26 protein-coding genes are annotated in these 20,454 nt (G+C 44.3%); 18 read left to right on the top strand and 8 right to left on the bottom strand.

All coding sequences use genetic code 11. The features are described 5' to 3' along the window. From MiSe_RS13645 to glnA, 3 genes are all read right to left on the bottom strand, one after another. Positions 1-275: hypothetical protein (locus MiSe_RS13645; protein ID WP_226580145.1), on the bottom strand; the 275-nt coding region annotated here is incomplete at its 3' end. Between the two features lie 83 nt (positions 276-358). After that, positions 359-1,267 carry a ferritin-like domain-containing protein gene (locus tag MiSe_RS13650; protein WP_226580148.1) on the bottom strand — a complete coding sequence of 303 codons (909 nt, stop codon included), beginning with the start codon at positions 1,265-1,267 and terminating at the stop codon, positions 359-361. 247 nt (positions 1,268-1,514) lie between these two features. Then, the gene (gene glnA, locus MiSe_RS13655) at positions 1,515-2,933 is read right to left on the bottom strand and encodes a type I glutamate--ammonia ligase (RefSeq protein ID WP_226580151.1); all 1,419 of its coding nucleotides are present in this window, start codon (positions 2,931-2,933) and stop codon (positions 1,515-1,517) included. Positions 2,934-3,403: 470 nt separating this feature from the next. Between glnA and MiSe_RS13660 the strand changes: the two genes are divergently transcribed. From MiSe_RS13660 to MiSe_RS13680, 5 genes are all read left to right on the top strand, one after another. Beyond that, entirely contained in the window at positions 3,404-3,697 is a 294-nt protein-coding gene (locus MiSe_RS13660; RefSeq protein ID WP_226580154.1) for a hypothetical protein, read from the top strand. 239 nt (positions 3,698-3,936) lie between these two features. Continuing rightward, positions 3,937-4,446, top strand: coding sequence for an allophycocyanin subunit beta (gene apcB / locus MiSe_RS13665; RefSeq protein WP_226580157.1), 510 nt, complete (start codon positions 3,937-3,939; stop codon positions 4,444-4,446). Between the two features lie 162 nt (positions 4,447-4,608). Beyond that, positions 4,609-4,812: a type II toxin-antitoxin system HicB family antitoxin gene (locus tag MiSe_RS13670; RefSeq protein ID WP_226580160.1), complete on the top strand. Its 204-nt coding sequence runs from the start codon at positions 4,609-4,611 to the stop codon at positions 4,810-4,812. Continuing rightward, positions 4,809-5,000 (top strand): type II toxin-antitoxin system HicA family toxin, encoded by a 192-nt coding sequence (locus MiSe_RS13675; RefSeq protein ID WP_226580162.1) that lies wholly within the window; start codon positions 4,809-4,811, stop codon positions 4,998-5,000. The genes MiSe_RS13670 and MiSe_RS13675 overlap by 4 nt, the downstream gene beginning before the upstream one ends. 56 nt (positions 5,001-5,056) lie before the next feature. Further along, on the top strand, positions 5,057-5,290 hold the full coding sequence (locus MiSe_RS13680) for a type II toxin-antitoxin system HicB family antitoxin (protein WP_226580164.1): 234 nt from the start codon (positions 5,057-5,059) through the stop codon (positions 5,288-5,290). A gap of 135 nt (positions 5,291-5,425) precedes the next feature. Here MiSe_RS13680 and MiSe_RS13690 read toward each other — a convergent pair whose 3' ends face one another. After that, entirely contained in the window at positions 5,426-5,656 is a 231-nt protein-coding gene (locus MiSe_RS13690) for a hypothetical protein (RefSeq protein WP_226580166.1), read from the bottom strand. 410 nt (positions 5,657-6,066) lie between these two features. Beyond that, entirely contained in the window at positions 6,067-7,251 is a 1,185-nt protein-coding gene (locus tag MiSe_RS13695) for an RNA-guided endonuclease InsQ/TnpB family protein (protein WP_226580168.1), read from the bottom strand. A gap of 648 nt (positions 7,252-7,899) precedes the next feature. Between MiSe_RS13695 and MiSe_RS13700 the strand changes: the two genes are divergently transcribed. From MiSe_RS13700 to MiSe_RS13730, 7 genes are all read left to right on the top strand, one after another. Beyond that, positions 7,900-9,447 (top strand): GTPase, encoded by a 1,548-nt coding sequence (locus MiSe_RS13700; RefSeq protein WP_226580170.1) that lies wholly within the window; start codon positions 7,900-7,902, stop codon positions 9,445-9,447. 21 nt (positions 9,448-9,468) lie between these two features. Further along, a complete protein-coding gene (locus MiSe_RS13705) occupies positions 9,469-11,442 on the top strand; it encodes a P-loop NTPase family protein (protein WP_226580172.1) in 1,974 nt (657 codons plus the stop codon). Between the two features lie 89 nt (positions 11,443-11,531). Then, positions 11,532-12,050: a hypothetical protein gene (locus MiSe_RS13710; protein ID WP_226580174.1), complete on the top strand. Its 519-nt coding sequence runs from the start codon at positions 11,532-11,534 to the stop codon at positions 12,048-12,050. Beyond that, positions 12,047-12,289 carry a hypothetical protein gene (locus MiSe_RS13715; RefSeq protein WP_226580177.1) on the top strand — a complete coding sequence of 81 codons (243 nt, stop codon included), beginning with the start codon at positions 12,047-12,049 and terminating at the stop codon, positions 12,287-12,289. The genes MiSe_RS13710 and MiSe_RS13715 overlap by 4 nt, the downstream gene beginning before the upstream one ends. Beyond that, positions 12,286-12,753 carry a hypothetical protein gene (locus tag MiSe_RS13720; protein WP_226580180.1) on the top strand — a complete coding sequence of 156 codons (468 nt, stop codon included), beginning with the start codon at positions 12,286-12,288 and terminating at the stop codon, positions 12,751-12,753. The genes MiSe_RS13715 and MiSe_RS13720 overlap by 4 nt, the downstream gene beginning before the upstream one ends. Beyond that, complete coding sequence (locus MiSe_RS13725) at positions 12,734-14,917, top strand: tetratricopeptide repeat protein (protein ID WP_226580183.1); 2,184 nt, start codon at positions 12,734-12,736, stop codon at positions 14,915-14,917. The genes MiSe_RS13720 and MiSe_RS13725 overlap by 20 nt, the downstream gene beginning before the upstream one ends. Next, positions 14,901-15,113, top strand: a complete 213-nt coding sequence (locus MiSe_RS13730) for a hypothetical protein (RefSeq protein WP_226580186.1) — start codon at positions 14,901-14,903, stop codon at positions 15,111-15,113. The genes MiSe_RS13725 and MiSe_RS13730 overlap by 17 nt, the downstream gene beginning before the upstream one ends. 68 nt (positions 15,114-15,181) lie before the next feature. Here the strand turns inward: MiSe_RS13730 and MiSe_RS13735 are convergent, their stop codons facing one another. Beyond that, on the bottom strand, positions 15,182-15,334 hold the full coding sequence (locus MiSe_RS13735) for a hypothetical protein (RefSeq protein ID WP_226580189.1): 153 nt from the start codon (positions 15,332-15,334) through the stop codon (positions 15,182-15,184). Positions 15,335-15,360: 26 nt separating this feature from the next. On the opposite strand from MiSe_RS13735, the gene MiSe_RS13740 reads away from it, so the two are divergent. From MiSe_RS13740 to MiSe_RS13755, 4 genes are all read left to right on the top strand, one after another. Beyond that, on the top strand, positions 15,361-16,332 hold the full coding sequence (locus MiSe_RS13740; protein ID WP_226580192.1) for a hypothetical protein: 972 nt from the start codon (positions 15,361-15,363) through the stop codon (positions 16,330-16,332). Positions 16,333-16,726: 394 nt separating this feature from the next. Beyond that, a complete protein-coding gene (locus MiSe_RS13745; RefSeq protein ID WP_226580195.1) occupies positions 16,727-17,152 on the top strand; it encodes a DUF29 family protein in 426 nt (141 codons plus the stop codon). A gap of 2 nt (positions 17,153-17,154) precedes the next feature. Next, entirely contained in the window at positions 17,155-17,424 is a 270-nt protein-coding gene (locus MiSe_RS13750) for a hypothetical protein (protein ID WP_226580198.1), read from the top strand. After that, positions 17,417-17,767 carry a protein-tyrosine phosphatase family protein gene (locus MiSe_RS13755; RefSeq protein ID WP_226580201.1) on the top strand — a complete coding sequence of 117 codons (351 nt, stop codon included), beginning with the start codon at positions 17,417-17,419 and terminating at the stop codon, positions 17,765-17,767. Before MiSe_RS13750 ends, MiSe_RS13755 begins: the two co-directional genes overlap by 8 nt. 101 nt (positions 17,768-17,868) lie before the next feature. On the opposite strand, the gene MiSe_RS13760 is transcribed toward MiSe_RS13755, so the two are convergent. After that, a complete protein-coding gene (locus MiSe_RS13760) occupies positions 17,869-18,408 on the bottom strand; it encodes a Uma2 family endonuclease (RefSeq protein WP_226580204.1) in 540 nt (179 codons plus the stop codon). 160 nt (positions 18,409-18,568) lie between these two features. Between MiSe_RS13760 and MiSe_RS13765 the strand changes: the two genes are divergently transcribed. Then, entirely contained in the window at positions 18,569-19,003 is a 435-nt protein-coding gene (locus tag MiSe_RS13765; protein WP_226580299.1) for a DUF29 family protein, read from the top strand. 27 nt (positions 19,004-19,030) lie between these two features. Here MiSe_RS13765 and MiSe_RS13770 read toward each other — a convergent pair whose 3' ends face one another. Continuing rightward, positions 19,031-19,489, bottom strand: a complete 459-nt coding sequence (locus tag MiSe_RS13770; RefSeq protein WP_226580206.1) for a hypothetical protein — start codon at positions 19,487-19,489, stop codon at positions 19,031-19,033. A gap of 138 nt (positions 19,490-19,627) precedes the next feature. On the opposite strand from MiSe_RS13770, the gene MiSe_RS13775 reads away from it, so the two are divergent. Next, positions 19,628-20,440, top strand: a complete 813-nt coding sequence (locus MiSe_RS13775) for a TlyA family RNA methyltransferase (RefSeq protein WP_226580208.1) — start codon at positions 19,628-19,630, stop codon at positions 20,438-20,440. Positions 20,441-20,454: the final 14 nt, after the last annotated feature.

Consider the following 20,454-nt stretch of genomic DNA (forward strand, 5'->3'; position numbering starts at 1 on the left):
GATTTGATGATTGCCTTGCCCCTGGGACTGTGCCAAACCAGGATTTTTGAGCGCAACTTATTCCCGGTTTCACAGTAGTAGCACAGCAGCGGAAATCTTCTTTCCAAGGGAAGATTTGATGATTGCCTTGCCCCTGGGACTGTGCCAAACCAGGATTTTTGAGCGCAACTTATTCCCGGTTTCACAGTAGTAGCACAGCAGCGGAAATCTTCTTTCCAAGGGAAGATTTGATGATTGCCGTGCCCCTGGGACTGTGCCAAACCAGGATTTTTCATCGAAACCGGGAATGGCAAATAGCAGATTCGACCAAATCTGAAATCTAAAATCTGCAATTTACCATTCCCCAGTTGGCAGGTTCCTAATTCTTAGTTTCTGCTGCTTTCTTTTGTTGAGCGATCGCGCTATTTATCCCGTTAAGGAACATCGGCACGAATTTTTCCACAAACGCCTGCGGATCGCGATTCCAAGCCCGCTGCGCCGCGTTCAGACGAGTGGACTGCAACTGAGGTGCCAGAAGTGTTTCGGGCAGACGTTCCATTAAGTATTGAGGACGTTGCCATACTGGCATGGTATTGGCGATTTCCAACAAATGATCCAAGCGGCGCAATTCGGCACCGAAGGTGATATCCATCCCAGCTTCATAGGCAGCTTGTTCGATGGCGGCGTATTTCCGCTTAGCTTGATCGACCTTTTGGCGATGTTCTGGACTCTTTTTGCCAATTTCTGCCAGCCAGCGATTCCCCCAACGGACGTGTCCAGCTTCTTCGGGGAAAATCTTTTCGATGGTTTCCCGAATTTTAATATTTTCTTCGGTTTGGGGAGCCTCTTTGAGGGCGTGGATGTGGGCGGCGAAGTATTCGCAACCCCGTTTTTCGGTAACGTTGATAGCGGCTAGGGAAGAAATCAGTCCATCTTCACGATGGCTTTCTGTGACATAGGATTCCCAGTCGATCAGCCGTTCAAATTCATCGATATAGGAAGTACCGGGTGGCGTGCCGATATCTGCACCCAAGTCTACCAACAAATCGGTCAACCACATGGCATGACGGGCTTCGTCCGAGATGTGATGGGATAAGTCTTTTAGCAGTTCTTTTGGCTTACCGTTGAGCTTCTCGATCAAGTCGGTGAGGTCTTTGCAACTGCGTTGTTCGTTGTAGCGGTAGCGGTTAATGGTGATTAAATGGATTTCGCGATCGCGTACCACTTGCGCCATGATCTCGCGCGCACCCAGACTGTTTTGTAGTTTACGAGGATATGCAACCGTCATGATGAAAAATATTTATTGCGTTTTGTAAACGACAGTTTTAATCCTAACGCAGCTTCCCCGGTAGAAAAAAACCACCGAGAGAGGGTGGTTTTTTTTACTTAACAGGACTTACGCAAAGAAATCGGGTTTCTAGGAAAAGAAACCCGGTTTCTAGGAAAAATCGTCGGTTTGGCAGCGAAAGATCCCAGCAAGAAACCGGGTTTCTAGGATCGTTGCGCGTAAGTCCTACTTAAAAAACAATTGCCTTTTAGACATCGTAGTAGAGAGCAAACTCGTAGGGATGGGGACGCAGCCGCATCGGGTTGACTTCCTTATCGAGTTTGTAAGCGATCCAGGTTTGGATGAAGTCTTCGGTAAACACGCCGGTTTCGGTCAAGAAACCATGGTCGTTCTCCAAGGCTTCCAGGGCGCCTTCCAGGGAACCGGGAGTAGAAGGAACCTTGCTCAACTCTTCAGGACTGAGTTCGTAGATATCCACATCCAGGGGTTCGCCCGGTTCAATTTGGTTCTTGATGCCATCAATTCCAGCACACAGCATTGCCGCAAAGGCTAGATAGGGGTTACAAGTGGCATCGGGACAGCGGAATTCTAACCGCTTGGCTTTGGGATTGGTTCCAGACAGGGGAATGCGGATGGAAGCGGAACGGTTACCTTGGGAGTATGCCAAGTTCACGGGTGCTTCAAATCCAGGTACCAGACGCTTGTAAGAGTTAGTGCTGGGGTTGGTCAACCCTAACAGTGCGGGGGCGTGCTTGAGGATACCGCCGATATAATGCAGTGCCATTTGGCTCAAACCGGCGTATTTGTCGCCCGCAAACAGGGGTTGTCCGTCTTTCCAGATCGACTGGTGGGTGTGCATCCCAGACCCGTTATCGTTAAATAGCGGTTTGGGCATGAAGGTAACGGTTTTGCCGTATTTCTTAGCAACGTTCTTGATGACGTACTTGTAAGTCATCAGATAATCTGCGGCTTCCACCAACTTGGCGAAGCGGAAACCGAGTTCGTTTTGACCGCCGGTAGCAACTTCGTGGTGGTGTTTTTCAATCGGAACGCCGCATTTTGCCATCGTCAGCAGCATTTCCGTCCGGATATCTTGCTGGGTATCGGTTGGCGATACTGGGAAGTAACCTTCTTTGTAGCGGGGTTTGTAGCCCAGGTTTGGCCCTTCTTCTTTACCGGCATTCCAACGACCTTCGACTGAGTCTACGTAGTAGAAACCTTTGTTTTCACTTTGGTCGAAACGGACATCATCAAAAATGAAAAATTCTGCTTCTGGTCCGATGAAAGCTGTATCGCCAATTCCGGTGGAAATTAGGTAATCTACCGCTTTTTGGGCAATATTGCGGGGACAGCGGCTATAAGGTTCCCCCGTGCGAGGTTCTTTGATGCTACAAATCACGCTCAGGGTTGGTTCTGCCATGAACGGGTCGATCCAAGCAGTTTTTGGATCTAACACCATCGTCATGTCCGATTCGTTGATCGCTTTCCAACCCCGAATGCTGGACCCGTCGAAAGGTACGCCCGCATCGAAACTACTTTCATCGATTTGGTCGTGGTATAGCGAGAGGTGCTGCCAGATTCCCGGCATATCGATGAACTTGAGGTCAATGATTTGGATTTTATTTTCTTTGACGTAATTTAATAACTCTTGCGGGGTCTGGAACATGAATTACTCCGTCGTTGTTGAGCTGGCTACTATCTCGATACTGATATATGGTCGCTGATGAAGGGGCAAATCTAAATGAATAAAACCTGAAATTTTGCTGGCTAGCTTCTTGCGTCAGATTCAATCGAAAGAGTTTAGCTGTTTTCAGCTAAATCTACACAGTAGATGGCAATTTCTGGCATTTGTGGGGCAGGTAGAAAGCCCTCGACCGGGCTATTCCCCAACTACAAAATGCCATCTGTCCTTGGTCTATTGCCCGTGTTTCACGCGCCGATTATCTAGTATACCTGCATCATGCTAAAGATAGATCTTTCAAAATTATGTATCCTTTGTTACAAAACTTCGGTTTTCCCTGGTGAAATTGGGTCACAAAAGTTAAAAATTGTAGCTAAATTAACAGAATGTGGCAGGATGGCCTATATTAAAGATTAATATGGTAACAATAACTACAGTTTATCGCGGGCATAAAAATGGCATTTAACACGCAGGCGGATTTTGAAAGGCAAGAGGCATACCAGTACAGACCAGGACAGCGGGTGGAACTGAAGCAGCGCCCCGGTGTCGTCGATATTATTGCCGAATACGACCCGATGATGGTACCGCCGATCCAGTTGGTGAATGACCCGCAGCCCAGATATCCAGAAGAGTTAAACGTACTGCCGAAGGTGCCTACCCACTGGTTCGGTGAGGTTGGACAAAGCAAGCTTCGGACTGGAAATAGTCGTTATAGTAGCAGTCGCGTCAGAGAAAAAGCTATCTTTTAGTTTTGTAACAAGCACGCCCAAAAGCGATGGCGCTTCAAAGTTGGGGGTCTGTTTTGTTGTAAACTACAATCGGCTAGCAATCAAACGCCAATATAATTGTGCTTCCTGGCTGTTCCTGGATCGTATCGATTCTTCAATTGTCGGAAGCTTGAGCCTGTCTGATAGTAACAAACCTTCCCAGGCAAGCAAAGTAATTCAGCCATAGCAAAACCCCCAATAGAACATCGGAGATCAATTTCATGCGCGATGCAGTCACAACGCTGATTAGAAATTACGACGTTACAGGTCGGTATTTAGACCGTGACGGCCTGGATAAGTTAAAAGATTATTTTGCCACGGGTACGGCAAGGGTTGCCGCCGCTGCTGTAATTAATAGCAATGCCGCGACAATTGTCAAGCAAGCAGGCTTGAAGTTGTTTGATGAACTGCCAGAATTAATTCGTCCCGGTGGAAACGCTTATACCACTCGCCGTTACGCCGCTTGTCTGCGGGATATGGATTATTACCTGCGCTATGCTAGCTATGCTCTGGTAGCAGGCGATACCAACGTCCTGGACGAACGGGTGCTGCAAGGATTGCGGGAAACCTACAATTCCTTGGGTGTACCGATTGGACCGACAGTTCGCGGTATCCAAATTATGAAGGATATCGTGAAAGAGTTGGTGTCAGAGGCGGGAATTGCCAATACCTCGTTTGTGGATCAACCATTTGACCACATGACGCGGGAATTTAGCGAACAAAACACGTAAATTTCAGATTTTAGATTTTGGATTTCAGATTGAATCTGAATTCTGAAATTGGAGCGATCGCGCTTTTTTCCTGATGAGGGGAGGGGGTGCGATCGCTTGTTGTATTGAACCGCGATCGCTCGAAATCATTCAAAATAGAAAAGTCAGTTATAAAGTGCAATTATGAAGATCAAAGTAGTATTAGAACCCAGTGATGAAGGCGGATACACCGTCTATGTTCCCTCACTTCCTGGCTGCATCAGCGAAGGAGAAACTATCGAAGAAGCATTAGCAAATATCCAAGAGGCGATAGAACTTTACCTGGAGCCAACAGAAGATGACTTAATGGTTGAAGAAGGCGCGATAATTAGGGAATTGGCAGTATGACTAAAGTTCCCAATCTCCCCTACACTCAAATTATCGCAGCTTTAGAACGAGATGGATGGATTGTTGAAAGGCAGCGTGGTAGCCACATCCGACTGGAAAAAGCTTTGCCAGATGAAGTATTAAAATTGACGGTTCCTGCTCACTCTAGCTGGCATTTTAAAGCAAGCTCCTTTTTTCCATCCATTTAGAATTGCTGTAAATCTCTGGTGATTTCCTACCCACTTTTTTTAGTCAAGGCAAAAATATGAAACTACGACAGAACATTAATGCGTTTATCCGTCCGGGCGAACAAAAAGGTTATGTAGCTGAGTGCTTAGAAATCTCCATAGTGACGCAGGGAGAGACTTTAGATGAGGTGGCAAATAATATCGTTGAGGCAGTTACTCTCCATTTGGAAGATGAAGCTCCGGCAGAATTTGGATTAGTTGCAAAGCCGACAATAATATTAACTTTTGAATTACAGCCAGAATATGCCTAGAATCAAGAGACTATCGGGGGCTGAAATTATTGATATCTTGGCTAATTTTGGCTTTTAAGTACATAGCCAAAAGGGGAGTCACGTCAAACTGCGTCGTCAGGGAGTTACGGGAAAAGAAACTCTAACAGTGCCTAATCATGCGGAGTTAGATACAGGAACTTGTAAAGCAATTTTTAGACAAGCAAGCAAATATATTCCTGAGTCAGAATTATATCCGTATTTTTCTTCGATTTTTATTTTTAGAGGTCTATGATTATTGAAAAGGCGATGGGGCTTTTTCCCAGTGGTGTCTTCATATCTCACCGTCCATCCTCTTGTTTCCCTAGCTTGCTTGATTTTTACTTGTCCTTGCTCAGAAGCTGTCAACGCGATCATGCACTTTATTCGTGAATTGTCAAGATACTTTGCGATCAGCGATCGCGACTGCACTAAGAAAATTTGTTACCATAAAAGCATAAGTGCATCAAACCGGAAAGATAGGTAGATTAAGCCTTCGGTAACGAAACCCAATAACGCTGAAGTGTGCTGCGTTGAACGCGGGTGTTACCCAACCTACTACTGAAAGCTATACTGTGCCAAGCTTTGAGGCAAAAGACATGCAAAAAATTTGAATTGAATAAGTGAGGTAGTTTACTATCTTAGCTTTAAATAAAGAAGTTAGTTCTTCTTTAACTCAGTCCTGCTTTAAAGTCAGGGTAAACAGGTATAGGGTGAGAGGCGCAACGAATAGCTCTTTGACATCCTCCCCGCCCTAAAAGTGCGGGGATTCCCAAACATCACTGTTTGGGTTTCTGCTTCTGTCCCTGACGGGGTTTCGCACCAGCCTTAACAGATTTACTCTGTTCGGGTCTTACGGTCGCTCCACAGACTGCAACGGCAAGCCCTGCCGCCAAAATGTTCTTTGCCGCATTGATGTCTCGGTCATGGTGAGTCCCGCATTTAGGACACTCCCACTCCCGGATATTGAGTGGCAATTTTTCAACAATGTGACCGCAATTGCCACATCGTTTTGAACTCGGAAACCATCGGTCAATCAAGATTAAGGTGTGACCGTACCAGTCACACTTGTATTCAAGTTGCCTGACCAATTCACCCCAGCTAGCATCACTTATGGCGAGAGCTAGTTTCCGATTTTTAACCATGTTCTTCACAGCTAAGTCCTCAATGGCGATGGTTTGGTTTTCGCGCACCAGTTGAGTGGTTAGTTTGTGAAGGTTGTCTTTTCTTGCATCAGTGATTTCTTGATGCACTTTCGCTACTTTAAGCCGTGCTTTGTGGCGATTGTTAGATCCTTTTTGCTTTCTGCTTAACGCTTTCTGCGCTCTCCTGAGCTTTTGATACTTTGCCTTGAATCCGGGATTGGCAATCTTTTCGCCAGTGCTGAGAGTGAGTTTACTCGCAATTCCCAAGTCGATGCCGACTTGACTGTCCGACGCAGGTATTGCTTCAATTTCAACATCTACCAACAGGGAGACTGACCACCTACCAGATGGTGCAAGCTTCACTGTAATGGTTGATGGTGCTGCACCGACAGGCAGTGTTCTACTCCAGCGAATAGGTAAGGGGTCAGCACACTTTGCTAAGTAGACCTGTCCGTTTTTAAACCTAAAAGCAGATTTGGTGAACTGTGCACTACCACCATTGCGTTTTTTCTTGAAGTTGGGGTATTTCGCCCGCCCATCAAAAAAGTTGGTGTAAGCAGTTTGCAAATGTCGCAAGCATTGCTGCAATGGCACGCAGCTAACTTCATTGAGAAAATCAAGTTCGGACGTTTTCTTCCATTCGGTTAGCATTGAAGAAGTTTCAGCGTATCCTACTCGTTTCTGGTCTTTGTACCATGCCTCGGTTCTAGCGGCCAAGGCACGGTTATAGACCAAGCGGGTACAGCCCAAGGTGCGCCGTAACAAACTCTCTTGTTCCGGCGTTGGGTAGAATCGATAGCTGAAGGCTTTTAGTGTCATGCTCACCTAAGCGTGTTACCTTCACAGTCTAGCATTTCCCGTGTGAAGTGGCACGTCTTAACAAAAACTCATATAAAGCCGTCCTATAAGGACGGGGTTTCTACCCATTTTTCTGATGAGCAAGACTTACCTGGATGTATAGCGCTAATCATGCATCTCACATAAAAATAAAAATTTAGATAAAACTCTTGACGATCTCACTAAGAGGGTTTAAGTTATTTAGTATCAACGGGTGCTAAGCTCAAAGTCTTGCAAGCAGGCAGTTATCAAGGCGAATCAAAGATATAGACAGAGATTCGCGAGACGTTGCGTATTGTCGGAACGATTGGATGCGGAACATCAGCGATGAGCCGTATGTGATGGTTATGCGATCGCGCAACATCAGATAAGTAGGTTGGGTTGAAGTAACAAAACCCAAGAAGCCTTAAGTGCGTTGGGTTTCACTATCGTTCAACAAGAGCCTACTACTTAAGTGGGAGAAGCTTGTAAAGTTTTGTAAAAATTATCAAGCTTCTGCATAAAAATCTGAGCTTAAACCCGATAGAGAGACAAAGCTCAATTTGAGGCTGGGTGCGAATGCCTACGGCAATGCGATCGCCTGATAGGTCGTATTGATTTTAGTCAAAGTGCAACTAATAAGAAGTGTCTATGCTAGATGCACTAACTCAAGAAAAGGAACAGATTATCTCAGCTCTAAACGCTCTTCCCTACTCAGTTGATCTTCCTACAGATGAGCAGGTTATCTCATTGGAGAAAGTTGACATTGGGGAGGAGGTAGAGCGAGATATCAAACATCTGAATGAATCGTGGGAATTCTTTGAAGAGTACCGAGAGCGCTCTGTCATTGCCACGATCGGAATGGTCAATCAGGGAAAATCAGCCCTCGCCAATCTCATCTTACATTTGGGAGAATCCGGCAGATTTGAAGAAGCACCTATACGCCAAACTTCTCAACCTGCTGAAGCGAGTTTGGATGAAAAAACGATAATAATTGACTTGCCGGGACTCGGTTCTGTGCTTTCAGAAGAAGACGACCAAATTGTCAAGAGTATCGTGGGAAGGGCGAATCTGCTTCTCGTTGTTATCGGTGTCAATCAACCCATTTCCAAACATCTCTATGACTTTCTCCAAAGCGATGAAGTCATGAAAACATGGGATGCACAACGCATCATCATTGTGTTGAACAAGATAGACATCTGGGATAGCTTTCCTGAAGCCCATAGAAAGAAACAGATGGAGAGATATATTAAGTTTCTCAAAGACGGCGATCCGGATATGGACTTTGCAGGAATCAATAGGCTTTTTGACTACGACATTCCCATCATTCCTTTTTCCGTAATTCATGCTCGATACGGCATAGATACGTGGCGAGAGGATGCCTTACGACAAGCGATCGCCAATGCTCTTGAAAACTCATCCAATAGTTGCATACTTCGTGCCGAACAAGAGTTAATCGATTGCGGAATTAAGTACAGCAAGTTAGTTGCAATGTATGTTGCAATGCGAAAGAAGGTATCTGATATAGAAGAATCCGTCTACTCACTATCATCCCGCTTGGCTGATGATATACGAGGCATTCTCTCTAGAGAGTCAGATAGCTTGTATAGCAGGCTTGGCGATCTCAAAAGTAGCTGCTTTGAGGATATGGGCAGGTGCCAGCCAGACAGTAATGAAAGTTTTTGGAAAGGCACTTACTACCAGAACAAAAAGAGCAAAATGAGTTCTCTTAAAGCAGAATATCAAAGCAAAATGCGGAGTACATTTGACAACTTTGCTAGCAATTTGCGAGAGGCCCTAGCTATGTTGATTCGAGGAGCTTTTGGGAGCTGCTCTTCCATTTATCTACCTGATAAGGATGAAGTTTACAAAACTTGTGATGCTTTGATTTACAGTATCTGGGACGCTCACGACGATGTGTATTTCTGCAACTACTCTTCATCAAGTATCAGAGTGCGAGACAAGCTGGAGCAGATCAATGGGTCATTAATTGAAGCCATTGGCGATGCGATCGGCACCTGGAAAGATCGACTAATTGACCAATTAGTTGAAGCAGCACAAGAAGCGCAGAAAAGTAGCATCGCAGCTAAGGCTGGCAAGTACATTGAAGCTTGTAATGCTCTTAATGAATTCTGCGAAATTTTCGTTGAAACGGAAACATTTAAGCGGTTACTTACCGCTGCCCAATCGTCCACATAATTTTACTCGGAAGATAAAACTATGACTCAACCAATGCAAACTGAATACAAAACATTCACCGCTTCGATTGAAACCCCAACCCTACTTGACGATTTTGCTCCCACCTATATTGAGGACATGGCACAGCGATTTGAACCCATCAAGCAATTGAAAGAGGAGTATTGTAATCAAGTCAAATATTATGGCAGTTCCTTGAACACTTACAAAGGTTTTGAGACTGCGTCTGATGCTCTCTATGGTTCCGTGACTCACATGAACCAGGTGTTTGCAGACTTCCAAAATCGTATGAAATATTTTACGATCGTCTTCTTTGGGGCTGTCAGTGCTGGCAAAACTTCTATGATTTGCGATTTGGCACATATGAACCCTAAAGAACTAACACGCATCATTTCTAGTCAACCTGGATTCGACTCTCAAAAGGACAGCATCTCTATTGGTCCAAATGTGGCTACAATCAATCTTTATGAGATATTAATTGAAAAGAGTTGCACTAGACTTGTTGACGTACCTGGTATTGGTGGTGTTGTTCACAAAGATGATAGCCTTGCACCATTTGTAGACATGGCAGATTGTATCATCTTTTTACTAGATGCCAATTCAGACATCACTAAAAATGACCGCGATTTTTTGTTTGAACACGTTGCAGCTATTGAGCAAGTCACAGCAAAAACTCGTGGGGCTAGCGGATTTACAGCAGAGAAGGGATTGGATAAAAAAATTCTGGTTGTACTCAACAAATGGAAATCTTTAACAGGTGGTGGTCGTCCTCTTGCTAACGTTGAAAAGGATTTGGAGCGCAAGAAAGACTGGATTTTATACGGTAGCGAAGACAAGTCTTTTTCAGGTATTGCGGAGTTTTTTGCTAAAGCACCCGCAGTGGTTCGTGCTAATACCTCTGGACGTGATGAAGACACTGGAGAACGATTCCCGGGATGGGAGGAATTTCTGGATATGATTGAAGTTGTAAATGCATTGCGCCAAATTCTCTGCGATGAAGGGGCTGCGCTTCGTCTAAACCGTCCCAGAATCATTCTTACCAAAGAAATCAATCGGGTTTGCGAGAAGTTAGCTGAGGAAAAAACAAAGCGATCGCTAGATAATTTAGTCGATGAATTGAACCGATTGGGTATCAGAATCAGCTCTATGTCAGATGCGATGCAGGCTCAGTTTGACTCCAGACTGAATAACCTCGCCAATATCATCAGTTCTTCCCTCAGTCCTCAAATCAAACGCGCATTGAATGACTGGAAACCCAAAGTTGGTCTTTTCAATCAACTAAAGATGGCTGTTCCGGAATGGTTTCCAGGTGCTAAAAATGCCAATTTAGGAAAAACTGCCATTCAGGAACTTATTAAAGAAGCATGGCAGACAGAGATTCGTGACTTGATTAAACAAAGAGTCGATTTTTCTAAGATTGAGTCTATTATCAAACAAGAAGCCGAAACTCTGTCTACTCTGATCTCATCAACTTTTCGAGTTGAACTATCTAACGCCAGTCCGCAACTAATCCAGAAAGTATCCGAACAGAAGACAATTGTTAAAACTGGCTCGATTGGTGGAGATGATACAATAGTATCTCTCAAGAAAGCAATCGAGCAAGCTGTCAAGAAGATTGAGAATGATGTGGTGAAAGATTTACTAGCTGTTCTCACCTTTGATGCCATTCTAATTGCTTTAGCTGGTGCAGTCTTAAATCCTGTTGGTTCATTTGTTGTGGCGATGGTTCGCCGTTGGATGCGTGGCGATAAGAAGGAGAGAGAAATCCGGCAAGAAATTGAAATTGCTGTGGATGAAGTAGTTAACGAAGCTGCTAGAAGCATTCGGGATCGAGTAGCTGCAAAGGTACGAGAAGGGATTGAAGAAACTGGTAAAAAGATCCGAGAGATTTTAGCTCAGGAGCAAGAGACTTTAAGCCAGCCGATGGAAGTCATCGATCGCGCGATCGCTGACCTCAAATCCTTTCAATCAAAATTAGACTCTCTTTCTCTCCGTTAAACATTTGGATTTTGTGAGGTGCGTTACGGCTTCACCTAACGCACCTTCCATTTTCTGTTTTTAAGATTCGATATTTTCTAGGAGTAAAAATGTCAATGCGTCCGTACCATATAGATAGTCAACGATTAGATGCCTTAGAAGAAATTTTGGAGATTTTATATGAAAAGCTAGGTGAGTTCCAAAGAGCGCTGATCGTTTTGGCAAGTGAAGAAGCAAAGTTTGAACTAAAGCAAAAAATCAAGCGAGACATAGCGCCAGACATTCGGAAGTACGAGAAAGAGTATTGGCAAATTCTGGATTGGAATGCACGAGAAAACTTTGTCGTTTCAGATGTAGAAGCCGAGAAGGCTATTGTTGATGTGGTTGAGGCTGTCAAACCTATAGAAAATATCCCACCCGAACGCTATCCAGATCCAGAAAAGTTGAACCGTTTGCTGGAAGAACTGCATAAAATTATCAACGATCCAGAAAAAACAGCACAGGCAAAACTAAAAGTTGCTTTGCCGATTATTCCACTACTTGCATCCTACGAACTGGAGATGGATACTGAATCTTTCCTAGTTAACGTATGGCGCGGAATTAAATCTATGGTAAGGAGAAAAGCATGAACCAAGAACAATCTCCAAGCTTGGGTGATGCTCTGAAGCTATGGCAAGAAAGACTCGCCTATTTAGAAATCGAAAAAGCTAAGACGGCGAGTGCATCACAAAAATTTGAACTTCAAGATCGGATTGAAGAATGCCGAAAGGAAATCCAGAGATTGAAGAACAATTCTGTCAGTAGGAATAAATTTCCCATTTTCCGTATTTTGCGGGGAGTCAAGCGTATTGTGAGGAATAGAGTATGAGCCAAGAGCCATCTCCAAACATAGGTGGGGCAATTGACATATGGTACGAAAGACTCAACTATTTAGAAAAAGAGAAAGCTAAGATTGCCTCAAATCCATCACAAAAATTCGATCTTGAATATCAAATTCAGGAATGCAGACAGGAAATCCAGAGATTAAAGGACGATACTTTGGTCAGGCATGAATTTTCTAATGGTTCAACCACTCTATCTTCTCCAGAAGATGAGCCGAAGCAACTGTATCGTAAACAAGTGTACGAAATGTTATTGCTAGGAAATGGCAAAATTGCTTCCGAAAAGCGGATGACCTTAAATAGTTTCATAACTTCGGTAAAATTAACACCAGAATCTGCCCAAATAATTGAAGCTGAAGCCGTGCAGCTTTACCAAGAGTATCAGAGCAAGTTGAAGCTTTTTGACCAATTGTTACAAGAGGCAATTTTATATGCATTTATTAACAAATAACAGCCTGGAAAATTTACAAATATCGCAGAAACTTTTGGGTTTGAGAGATGAAGATGTGGCTCCTCTTTACTTTAAAGAGGGAATAAAATTGCAACAGCAAAACAAACTAAATGCGGCGATTACACTATATAGAAAAGCGGTCGATCTCAAACCCGATATGGCGGAGGCTCATAGGAGCTTGGGAGATGTTTTGCTGGAACAGTGCAAACTAGAAGAAGCGATCGCTGCTTATCGGAAAGCAATTCGTATTAATCCCAATATGGCAGAAGCTCGTAAAGGGTTAGGAGATGCTTTGTCTTGTCAGGGCAAATTACAGGAAGCGATCGCTGCGTATCAAGAAACAAGTCTCCTCAAGCCGAATTATGCAGAACTATATAGAGGTTGGGGAGAGGCACTGTACGAGCAAGGTAACTTGGAGGCAGCAATCGCCCAGTTGAGGAAAGCGATTGAGCGAAATCCAGACGATGCTTATGCTCATCAAGCTTTGGGGAATGTGTTAGAAGATGAAGGCAAGTTAGAAGAAGCAAAAATTGAGCTGAAAGCGGCAGAAGTCAAGCTGAGGGAAGTAATTCAGCGAAATGATAATGATGCAAAAGCTTGCGCTCACTTAGGAAATATTCTCTTCGATCAACGCCAACTAGAAGAGGCAACTTTACAGTGTAATAGAGCTATTGAAATCAATCCTTACAATGCAGAAGCTCGTGCTGGTTTGGGAAATGTTTTGTACACCCAAGGGAAGTTAGGAGAAGCGATACAAGAGTGGCAGCAGGCTTTGCACCTAAAGCCCGGTCTAACAGTCCTTTACAATAACCTGGGGTATGCTCTGCACGGTCAAGGCAAGTTGGAAGAAGCAGCTGCTGAGTTTAGGAAAGCCATCAGTATTAATCCAAATCGTGCGATCTTTCACAATGGTTTGGGAGATGTTCTATTGGCTCAAGGAAAAATAGAAGAAGCGATCTCCTCATATCAGGAAGCGATTCGCCGCAATCCCAAATCGACATCAGCTTATCACGGTTTAGGGCAAGCTTTACAGCAGCAAGGCAAGCAAGGAGAGGCAGTTGAAGAATATGCAGAGGCGATCAAAGGGTACAGAGAGGCGATTCGCCTTAATCCTGACAATGTAGAAGTTCGCAATGTCTTGGGAGTAGCTCTACAAAATCAAGGCGAACTAAAGGAAGCGATCGCCCAGTTTAGAGAAGTTATTCGCATCAATCCTAAGTTAGCATACGCACATAATAACTTGGGTTTTGCCCTCCTACAGCAGCAAGAAAAGTTAGAGGAAGCTATCTCGGAATTCAATACGACGATTCACCTCGCTCCTAAAGATGCTGTCGCTTACTTTGGTTTGGGAGAGGCTCTCCAACTGCAAAAAAAGCTAGATGAAGCGATTACCAAGTACAGGCGTTCCATTCGACTCAAACCCAACATGTTTGAATCTTACAATAGCTTGGGAGATGCTCTTTTGGCTCAAAATAAGGTAGAGGAAGCGATTAGTAATTACCGCGAAGCGATTCGCCTCAATCCCCATTTAGCCGTTTTGCATAATAACCTGGGACATGCTCTGTACAAGCGAGACAGTGTGGAGGAAGCGATCGCTGCCTATAAAGAAGCAATTCGCCTCAACCCTAACGAAGCGGTGTTTCACTACAACTTGGGAAATGCCCTCTACGATCGAGACAAACTAGAAGAAGCGATCGCCGCCTACAAAGAGGCAATTCGCCTCAATCCTAATGATGCGGTGTTTTACTACAACTTGGGAAATGCGTTGCAGAAGCAAGGTGAGTTAGTAGATGCGCTCGCTGTTTACCAAGAAATAATTCGCCTCAATCATGACGAATCCGAACTTCCTATAAATTTAGAATATGCTCTGTTTAACTTGGGGAATGATTTGTACCATCGAGGCAGTTTAGAGGAAGCGATTGCCGCTTATCGGGAAGCGATTCACCTGAATGCTAACGCAGCAGTTTTTCACAATAACTTGGGAACTGCATTACAGCAGCAAGGTCAGCTAGAAGAAGCAATTTCCGCTTACGAGGAAGCAATTCGCCTCAATCCCAACGAGGTAGTGTTTTACAATAACTGGCTAAATGCCCATTCTGAAAAGTTTGCTGCTGTCGCTTTGACTGAAATTGTCATAGATTTAATGGATGATTTATTTGGGTAAATATTTGCCAATTGAAGCACCTCACCACGGTTTTAATTCTCGTAGTATCCAGCGCACAAATAAATCCCACAAGCGATCGCGCCTCCCTTGTTTGTCTGGATTAGGCGATATGCCGACCGCACGCTGGCGCGAACGCTTGTTGGCACGAATGGGTACGATCGCATCCCCTCCCATCCACCAATTCCACAAGCGATAGCGGTGACTTTTCTCCTATTTTCTGCGAACTATACTTTTAAGCGGAAATATATGCGTCGGCTTCGGTTTCTAGTTGTTGCGATCGCTAGCCTTAGCCAAAAAGCCCAGTGCAGGTGCATGACGACGCCCAGCCACGCGAGGCATACAAGGAGTGATAAAAGGGTAGCGATCGCACCGATCAATTTCCTTGTCTAAGGTAAACAATGCACGAGATAATATCATCAAAACACAGACTATTAATATAGATAATGACTCGCTTCCCCCACGACCAATTTGCCAAAGACTACCTGAAAGAATTGTTAACCCCACTGGGGCAAGTAGAAACCAGCCGCAACATCGCCTCTGAAGTGAGAGAAATCGACGTATGGTTTACCCCCGCACCAACAGCAACCAGCAACCCACAAGCGTTAGGAATCCTAGCTCAATTTGCTACCACAACCGCCATATTTGAACCATTCCGCAATCCAGTAACTTCCAGCGAAATTCGCAGTTGCATCAGCAAATTATTTGACATTCATGCCGATATAGAACGTCAAGCGAGACGGGAAAACAGGCGCATCAATGAAGCAGACTTACCTAAGCTATGGATTCTTACTCCCACCGCATCACCCCTTTTAATAGAGACTTTTAGAGGTATCCCAGATGCCGAGAACTGGCTACCAGGAATATATTTTCTCGGAGATGGTTTCAAGACAGCAATCGTAGCAATCCACCAATTACCGCGCACAAGAGAAACACTTTGGCTGAGAATTTTAGGTAAAGGGAGCGTGCAAAAACAAGCGATTAAAGAACTAGCAGCGCTTCCAGAAGACAACCCATTCCGGACGAATGCGCTAGAGTTATTATATAGCCTGCGCGTTACCTTAGAAGCAAATCAAAATTTAGATCCAGAAGAGAGGGAGTTAATTATGGAATTATCGCCACTTTATTTAGAACGGTTAGATGCGGCTTTACAGGAAGGATTGCAACAAGGAATTCAGCAAGGAATTCAACAAGGAATTCAACAAGGAGTTCAACAAGGAGTCCAGCAAGGAATTCAACGGGGAATTCAGCAAGGGGAACGCCTTGTTGTGGAAAATCTGCTGAGAGTTCGGTTTGGGGTTTTAGATGAAGAATTAATGTCAATTATCGAACCATTGCTAGAATTGCCGCCCGAAGAGTTTACCGGATTGTTGCTGCAATTATCTAGAGATGAACTGTTAGCTAGGTTTAGCAGGTAAAGTTTTGGGCAATCTGAGCTAGAAACTGGCTCTAATTACTAATTTTATCCAAATAGGAGTGGGCGGCGCTCAAGCGCCTACTACGAACCGAGCGGCGGCGCTCAAGCGCCTACTACGAACCGAGCGGCGGCGCTCAAGCGCCTACTACGAACTGAGCGATCGCTCATGCTTTCCCAAGCGCGTAAAGCTTGCGCTACCCTTGGGCGCGAATCGCATTTTCTGACAATGCGATCGCTTGTTGTATTGAACCACCCCGCGCCCCGACGCAGAGGAGGAAGGAAGCGAGTGCGATATCCCTCCCAACCGAAAGCGCGTGAAGCTTGCGCTATCGCTCCCAGAATCGCTTTTCGGTTTGGGTCATAATAAAAATAGCCCCTATAAGCAAGATACCGCTATGGAAGAAATACTTGAACTTAAAGAACTGCTGCTTAAAGGCGATATTAAAGGGTCGCTATCCATTGTTGAAGAACTAGAAGAAATGGGTCGAAAAGACATAATCAAGACAATTCGCAACTATGCAGTTGTTCTGCTATTACATCTGATTAAACAACAAGCGGAAAATCGCACAACCAAGTCGTGGGAAGTTTCTATCCGCAACTCGGTTCGGGAAATTCAGAGAGAAAATAAGCGTCGGAAAGCAGGGGGTTATTACCTCACTCGTGAAGAATTATTTCAAACTCTAGAAGAAGCTTACTTAAATGCCGTTGATCAAGCTTCTCTAGAGGTAGAAGAAGGGCGGTATGAACCAGAAGAGTTAGCACTGCTTAATCGAGAAGAAATCCTTAACCAAGCCATGTCACTAATTTCAATATTAGAGTAATAATGAAGTATGCTTTGATATTTTTAACCTTTGGTATTTTGTCCATCATCTTTGGTTGTAATTTAATAATTTTTAGATGGTTGTTTTTTTGGACGGTTGTCAGTTTTATTATCGTAGGAACAGCCTATGGCGGTCTTGGAGCTAAAGTATTTGGAAAAAAATCAAATGGGACTCTAAATAAATGGTGTTTAGTTTTATTGCTGCCCTATTTGTTATTAACCTGGATAATTTGGCATATTCAACGATTGATTAGCCAAGAAGATTGTGGCTGAAATAGCTCCTGGTATCTGGCTGGGAAGAAGAGCATTTGTCAATGAATTGCCTAATAATATCAGCTTAATTATCGCTCTAACGGCTGAGTTTTCAGAACCACCAAATGCCATCTCAGGCAAAACTTATATTTGTATTCCCACCCTGGATACATCTGTACCCCCAGAGCGGGTATTTCAAAAACTAATTCATACAATTTGCTCGTGGAATGGAAATGTTTATATTCACTGCGCTTTAGGACACGGACGTTCTGCTAGCGTTGCTGCTGGCGTTCTGCTTGCTAAAGGATTAGTGGATAACTTCAACGCTCAAGAAACTTCTTTTGACAGCGCGTCCTCAAATTAAATTCAGTCCAGCCCAAAAAAATATGCTAAAAAAATGTCAACGTAGTTTGCAGTAAGCTTTGCGATCGCGACAATAATAAGGATTGTCTTGGAATCGGGGTTTCAAGGCAACAATTCATCTACCGCTACGCTAAACCCCGATAACATTACCTGCGTAGTCGCTAGATCTCCAGAGACAAACCATAACCTTTGAGTTTGAGTAATTACAAATATCCATTTACTTTCAGGTAATACTAACCAAACTTCTTGACAACCGGAATCTAAATACTCTTTACCCTTAGCAAAAAACTCTTCCACACGATCGGTTGGTGAAGCGATTTCCGCCACCAAGGGGAAACACATCGGTAACGCAGCAGCTTTACCATACTGTACTGCTAATTCAGGTGTAAGATAAGCTACATCTGGGCGTCGTCCCTGCTTAATAGTGCGACAAGGTGTATCTGTATAAACTTTCCCCCCTTGTCCGCTAGAAATTGCGTAACTTTTCCAGTAAGATCCAAGATTTAGCTGAATTTCACCGTGGGGTAATGTCATGCCATTTTTCTCAACCAGTTGTCCATCCACCCATTCCATGTGTTCGGGGGGATTTTTCAGATAATCTTCTAGGGTGAAGACCTCCTCGATTGCAGTAGCGGTAAGCATAGCTGTTTACTTTACTTTGCATATTGTTTTATCTTAGCTCAGGCGGCGAAGCGCTTAGGACTTTGGGTAGCAGAGAAAAAACTGCGTTCGCGCACCTAGCCCTTGGCATATCGGCTCCAACTTCAGTCATAATAAAAATAACCGATTGTCAGATAATATTATGGAAGAATTGCTCGAACTAAAAAAATTGCTGCTAAACGGCGATATCAAAGGTTCATTAGCCATGATTGAAGAACTCGAACAAATGGGAAAAAGCAATATTATTGATAGCATTCGCAGCTTATCTGCGCTTTTGTTACTACATCTGATTAAACAGCAAGCTGAAAATCGTACAACTCGTTCCTGGGAAGTTTATATCCGCAATTCAGTGCGAGAAATCGAAAGAAAAAATAAACGCCGTACAGGAGGGTATTATCTAAACCCAGAAGAATTATTTGCCACTTTAGAATCTGCCTACATAAACGCGCTTGACGTGGCTTCCCTAGAGGTAGAAGAAGGGCGTTACTATCCAGAAGAATTAGAACAATTGATTAATAAAGAGGAAATTTTGAATCGCGCTTTTCAATTAATTTCAACGCTAGAGGAAATTCGCTAGCAGTAGTGGGTATTGCTTTTTCTTTGCTTACCTACCTGGGTGAATTTTTTCGCCTGCTAAAACACTCCAAGGATGGGGTGTTGTTAAAGTCTGGGGTTGTAATTTGGCTAAGACTAAACCAACACCAACTGAGGTCAATGCTAAAAATATAGAACTGGCAAGAATCTCCACTAGCAGCAGGTATCGATTGGGGCGATCGCTTTCTGACGATACCATATTTTGCGCTACTTGCGCGTATAGGTTGGGATGGGATGTTTGATTGACTTCCAGGGTGACTTCGGTTTTGCTAACGTTGACTAGCTGAAGTTGCTTTAACTGGGTCAGTGCGTCTAAAATCTCGCGCTCGCTATAGGATGTGTCGCAATACTCCCCCGTCCATGCTTGAAAATCCTGCAAATCAATTTTGAGCTTTTCGGCCTCAGTCACTCGCGGCAGAATCCATTGGTACAGTAGACTTGCACAGGTTGTCAGTTTAGTTTCTAGCATAGCTGGCTCTCCCACAAGGAAAGGCGGCGGTAGTCGCACCTAAAGTACTTCTGTCTCTATGATAATTGTTACATATTTGACAGTTTTAGTCTGGCTTATGTGCATTAACTGCATAAATCTCTACAATTTGTTGAACTCATGACAAAACAACGACTCGATACATTGTTGGTAGAACTCGACTTGTGCGACTCGCGCCAGCAGGCACAGCGGTTGATTCGCGCTGGGGAAGTAATGGTGAACCAGCAGGTGATTGACAAACCGGGGACCGAGGTGGAAACTTCAGCACAGATACAGATTAAACAGCGATCGCCCTACGTTTCCAGAGGCGGGGAAAAACTGGCTAAAGCCTTAGAATTGTTTGAAATTCGGGTACAAGGGCGAATATGCTTGGATGGGGGAATTTCTACGGGCGGTTTCACCGACTGCCTGCTGCAAGCGGGTGCAAAGCTGGTTTATGGCGTGGATGTGGGTTACGGACAAGTGGACTGGCGTCTGCGGAATGACTCCAGAGTGATGTTAAAAGAGCGTACCAATCTGCGCTATCTTACTTTTGCACAGTTGTATGGCGATGCGGAAGCAGCAGATTTGGGAGTTGTGGATGTTTCGTTCATTTCTCTGGCAAAAATCCTGCCAGCATTGTGGAATCTGCTTCAACCTCCGCGCGAGGCAGTTTTGCTCGTCAAACCGCAGTTTGAAGTAGGCAGAGAACGGGTTGGCAAAAAGGGCGTGGTGCGAGATACTGACGACCATGTTCGAGCGATCGCGTCTGTATTGCAAGCTGCTCAACAACTGGGATGGCAGTATCGCGGCTTAACCTGGTCCCCAGTCACCGGCCCAGCTGGTAATATCGAGTATCTTTTATGGTTGTTAATGGATAGTCAAAGGTACTCACCCGATTTAAGCACAATCTTCGCGATCGCTCAATCTGCAAAAGCGGCTCTCACTCCATAATCTCTCACTTTACT

The organism is Microseira wollei NIES-4236, from assembly GCF_020521235.1.
GTDB classification, from domain to species: domain Bacteria; phylum Cyanobacteriota; class Cyanobacteriia; order Cyanobacteriales; family Aerosakkonemataceae; genus Microseira; species Microseira wollei.